We start from the raw sequence: 4,722 nt of genomic DNA on the forward strand, positions 1-4,722 counted from the left end.
CGTGGCCGGCTTGCCCGTCACGCCTCGCAGGGACTCGATCCGCAGCTGGTTGGCCCGCGCGGTGGGCTGATCCGCCGTCGCCTGGAAGTTGTAGAGCTCCAGCAGCGCCATCAGCGCCCCGGGATCCAGCAGCGAGCGCTGGTTCAGCGCCAGGTGCGACAACAGCCGCCAGTGCAGCTCCGAGCCCAGCGGCGGCCGCGCCGGCTTGCTCAGCGCGATGATGTTGCGGAACTTCGCCGTCGTAGGGGAGGCCGGCGTGGGCATGCTCAGATCGCCCACCTGCAGCCGGGTCGGCAGCGAGCGGTTGGTGCACGTCAGATCGATGGAGAGCGTCTCCTCTGCCACCACCGGCGCCACATCCCGCGGGCTGCCCAGCGACAGGAAGGTGTCGATGCCGTCATTGAGCGGCGACTGCGCCCGGCGCAGCCGGAAGAAGCGCGCGTTGTCCCCGCTGCTGTGCGCGAAGTCGAAGAAGGGCCGGTAGTCCAGCCGCTCGGTGCGCCCGGCCTGGAGGCCGGTGACGGTGTCCACCGAGTAGACCTCCATGTGCTCCGGATCCAGCCCGGCGGCGCGAAGCTGGTGCTCGTGCCCCAGCGATCCCACCTTGAGCGGATCCGCGGTGGTGGAGAACAGGTTCACCACCGGCGTGCAGTGCAGCCTGAAGATGTCCTTCGGCACGCGGCCGGGGAGCGGCGGTGGCCGCTCGAACTCGAAGATCAGCTCCAGCTTCTGGCCGGTGAGGCCGGCCGCCGCCTGAAGCCCCCTCACCTCCACGAAGAGGAACTTCTGCGGCATCGTGAAGTACTCCTGCAGCAGCCGGTAGCCCTCGGGGGCGCGCGCCGGCCACGGCAGCAGCTGATCCTCCGGCGAGAAGCCCACGGCGCGCAGCTTGCTCGGCGGCAGCCGCACCGGCTCGCTGCCAGCGGCGCCGCGCAACAGCACGCCCTTGCAGTGCCTCATCAGCCACACCATGAGCGTGGAGCTGACGGCCGGCTCGCCGTGGATGAAGAGGGAGAAGCCCTCCTCCTGGAAGATCTCGCTGCGCCCCTGCTCCGCCACCTGGAGCTGCACGCGCAGCACGGGCGACAGCTGCGTGGACTGATCCAGCACCGTCTCCACCAGCGTGAGCGGCAGCAGATCCACCGGCCGCGTGGTGCGGAACACGCACGTCGTCCCATCCACCGGCTTGGAGCCCACCTCCGCGCCCGCGGGGATCCGCGAGCGGCCGCGCAAGAGGCGCGCGTGCGGGCTGAACTCCACCACCGAGCACGAGGGCAGCACGCGCAGATAGTGGGGCAGCAGCAGATCCACCAGGCCGTGGACCACCTCGGGCACCGCGTCGTCAATGCGCTCGCGGATGCGCGCCGTCAGGAACGCGAAGCCCTCCAACAGCCGCTCCACGTCCGGATCGCCGCCACGCTCCACGAGCATGCCGGCCAGCGCGGGGTTGGCAGTCCCGAACGCCTTCCCCATCTCCCGAAGATATGCGAGCTCGCTCTGGTAGTACTTGCTGAACACCCGTGGCTCCCGCCTGCCGGCACGCTACCAGACCTCGACCTTGCCCCCCGGTGACATCTGCGTCCGGAACCGCAGCACGCCGCGGGCGCTGCGATCCGCGGGCTGCGCGGTGATCTCGAAGCGCAGCACCAGGGGATCCTCGTCCGGGACGTGGCGGACGCTGATGTTGCGCAGGCGCGGCTCGTACTCCAGCACCGTGGCGCGCATGGCCACCTGCAGCGTCTGGATGGCCGAGGGGAAGGTGTGGACCAGGTCCGTGAAGTCCACCACTCCGAAGCCCGGCACCGTCGCCGAGTCTCCTTTGCGCGTGTTGAGCAACACCCGAAGGTGCTCAACGATGGAAGAGGAGACGTCCACGCTGCGCGAGGAAGTCCCCTCTTCCGAGTCGATTCGTGACAGAAGGCCGCGCCCCGCCACTGTCGTGTCCTCTCCGAAGCCCGCCGCCGTGCGCCCGCTTCAGCCCTGGCGCACGGCGAGCGCGGGACTCAGCGCTGCTGATCCCAGGTGTCCTCGTGCGTCACGCCACCATTGGTGTACGTCCACCCGATGGTGTGGAACACGAAGGTGATCTCCTCGAGCGGCGGCTCGGTGGAGGTCGCCGGGACGATGGTGTCCGGTACCACCTGCTTGATGCTGGCGATGCGGCCCTTCTTGAATGCCACCGTGTAGAACTGCTCGGTGGTGCCGTCGCCGGTGGGGTTGGGGCGGAAGAACTTGAAGCTCGCGTCGATCGCCTGGTTCTCGCAGAGCGCCTTCATCAGCAGCGGCGAGGACTTGTCGATGCGCTTGCGGACCAGCAGCGGCTGGTACTGGCGGCGGCCGGTAGCGATACCGGAGCCGGCCTCGCGAGCGGTGATGACGGACTGCTCGTAGTAGACGCACTCGATCGAATCCTGCCGCCCGAGGCTCACCTGCGTGCTCTCACCCTTGATGTCCGTCCCGTTCGCCTTGAGGAACAGGTGTACTGTCTCGGCCATAGCTCTTCTCCTTCTCCTGCTTCAGCGTGATGACTGCGCGCTACAAGGAAGCTGCTTTCAGGGGCCCCCCCTCACAGCAGAGCCCGGACCTACGAGTATAGCCTCCGGCGCGGACAGAACCGGAGGCTCTCACGGGTAGGGGGTTTTCCCCCAACTCCGCTACTCCTTGTCCAGCTTGCCCACGAGGGACAGGGTGAACGAGGCGCCCATGTACTTGAAGTGTGGGCGCACCTGGAGGTTGCACCGGTACCAGCCCGGCTGGCCCTCCACGTCCTCAACCTTGATCTTCGCCGAGCGCAGGGGGCGCTTGGAGCGCACCGAGGGGGCCGGATCATCCATGTCCGCCACGTACTGGCCGATCCACTGGTTGAGCTCACGCTCCAGATCCGAGCGCTCCTTCCAGCTGCCGATCTGCTCGCGCTGCAGCACCTTCAGGTAGTGCGACAGGCGGGACATGATGAACATGTACGGCAGCTGCGTGCCCAGGCGGTAGTTCGTCTCCGCGGCCTTGCCCTCTGGGCTGTTGCCGAAGAACTTGGGCTTCTGCACGGAGTTGGCCGAGAAGAAGGCGGCGTTGTCCGACTCCTTGCGGAACACCATGCCGATGAAGCCCTCCTCGGAGAGCTCGTACTCACGACGCTCCGTCATGAGCACCTCGGTGGGGATCTTCGTCTGGATCTCGCCCATGGCCTCGTACTGGTGCAGCGGCAGGCTCTCCACCGCGCCACCGGACTGCGGGCCGATGATGTTCGGGCACCAGCGGTACTTGGCGAACGAGTCCACCACGCGGCTCGTCAAGGCGACGGAGGCGTGGCCCCACAGGTAGCGCTCGTGGTGGCCGATGACGTCCTCGTTGAAGTTGAAGGACTTCACCGAGATGGTCTTCTCACCGTAGGGCAGCCGCAGCAGGAAGCGCGGCATGGCCAGGCCCACGTAGCGGGCGTCCTCGCTCTCGCGGAAGCTGTGCCAGCGCGCGTACTGAGGACCCTCGAACAGCGACTTGAGATCCTTGAGGCCCGGCAGCTTCAGGAAGGAGGTCTCCCCGAAGAACTCCGGCGACGTGTTGGCGATGAACGGCGTGTGCGCCATGGCCGCCACCGAGGCGCACTTCTGCAGCAGGGCGATGTCCTCCGGGCCCGGCCCGAAGTCGAAGTTGGCGCAGATGGTGCCGTAGGGCTTGCCACCGAAGACGCCGTACTCGTTGGAGTAGACCAGCCGGTAGAGGCCGGACTTCACCGTCTCCGGAGCGTCCTCGAAGTCCGTGAGCAGATCTTCCTTGGTGGCATTGAGCATCTCCACCTTGATGTTCTCGCGGAAGTCCGTCCGGTCGATGAGGAACTTCAGCCCGCGCCAGGCGGACTCGAGCGCCTGGACCTTGGGGTGGTGGAGGATCTCGTTGACCTGGGCGCTCAGCCGGAGGTCCACCTCGGCGATCATCGCGTCCACCAGGGCCTTGTCCACGCGCTCCGCAGAGCGGCCTGGGGCCAGCATCTCCGCGATGAACGCCTGGACACCCTTCCGGGCGACGTCATAGCCGTCGTCGCTCGGCTTCATCTTCGTCTCAGCCAGGATCTCGTCGAGCAGAGATCCCTGGGCATCGACTGTCGTTGCTGCGGCGGTACCCGCCTTGGCTTCAGTGCTCATCCGTGTTCACGCCTCTCTCAGGTTGCTTGCGGGGCCGTGGCCCTACTCAGCCTTCTTGCCGTCCGCGCCCAGTCCCAGCTCGGCCATCAGCTTCTGGCGACCCTCGGTATCACCCAGCAGCGCCTGGATCTTCTTGCGGAAGGCCGGCACGTTGCCCAGGGGGCCCTTGAGGGCATTGAGCGCCGCGCGCAGCTCCAGCAGCTGCTTGAGCTGAGGCACCTGGTTGACGATGCCCTCCGGGGTGAAGTCCGCCAGCGTGGAGAACTTCAGCGAGACCGACATCTCCGCGCCCTTCTCACTGGAGAGCTTGTCGGCCACGTTGGCGTCCAGCCCGAGGTTCTGCTTGGCCATCACCTCATTGAAGTTGGACTTGTCGATGTTGATCGGAGCGCGCTCCTCGACAGGACGATCGTCCTTGCGCCCGATGTAGTCGCCCACCATGAGGATCTTGAGCGGCAGCTCGATCTCCGCCTGCGCGCCTCCGGTCTCGGACTTGTAGACGATGTTGACGCGCTCTTTCGGCGCAACAGACCCTTCCTTGCTCACCTCATGACCTCCTGGTTGGAAACCGCATGGTCCCGCG

The 4,722-nt window shown here is 66.8% G+C and carries 5 protein-coding genes; all 5 read right to left on the reverse strand.

Annotated elements, in window-relative coordinates:
* A partial coding sequence (gene tssF, locus VD972_RS33200) for a type VI secretion system baseplate subunit TssF (RefSeq protein ID WP_324992808.1) occupies positions 1–1,518 on the reverse strand: 1,518 nt, incomplete at its 3' end.
* Between the two features lie 24 nt (positions 1,519–1,542).
* Positions 1,543–1,935 carry a type VI secretion system baseplate subunit TssE gene (gene tssE / locus VD972_RS33205; protein WP_324992809.1) on the reverse strand — a complete coding sequence of 131 codons (393 nt, stop codon included), beginning with the start codon at positions 1,933–1,935 and terminating at the stop codon, positions 1,543–1,545.
* Positions 1,936–2,003: 68 nt separating this feature from the next.
* Entirely contained in the window at positions 2,004–2,495 is a 492-nt protein-coding gene (gene tssD / locus VD972_RS33210; RefSeq protein ID WP_324992810.1) for a type VI secretion system tube protein TssD, read from the reverse strand.
* A 159-nt stretch (positions 2,496–2,654) separates the two neighbouring features.
* Positions 2,655–4,139, reverse strand: coding sequence for a type VI secretion system contractile sheath large subunit (gene tssC, locus VD972_RS33215; protein WP_324992811.1), 1,485 nt, complete (start codon positions 4,137–4,139; stop codon positions 2,655–2,657).
* A 42-nt stretch (positions 4,140–4,181) separates the two neighbouring features.
* Positions 4,182–4,685, reverse strand: coding sequence for a type VI secretion system contractile sheath small subunit (tssB, locus tag VD972_RS33220; protein ID WP_324992812.1), 504 nt, complete (start codon positions 4,683–4,685; stop codon positions 4,182–4,184).
* Between the last annotated feature and the right edge of the window lie 37 nt (positions 4,686–4,722).

The organism is Hyalangium sp. (assembly GCF_035629615.1).
GTDB lineage: Bacteria > Myxococcota > Myxococcia > Myxococcales > Myxococcaceae > Hyalangium.

Excerpts from the sequence above, each read along its gene's own strand:
- tssD (WP_324992810.1), bottom strand. The coding sequence starts at position 2,495 with ATGGCCGAGACAGTACACCTGTTCCTCAAGGCGAACGGGACGGACATC.
- tssC (WP_324992811.1), bottom strand. The coding sequence starts at position 4,139 with ATGAGCACTGAAGCCAAGGCGGGTACCGCCGCAGCAACGACAGTCGAT.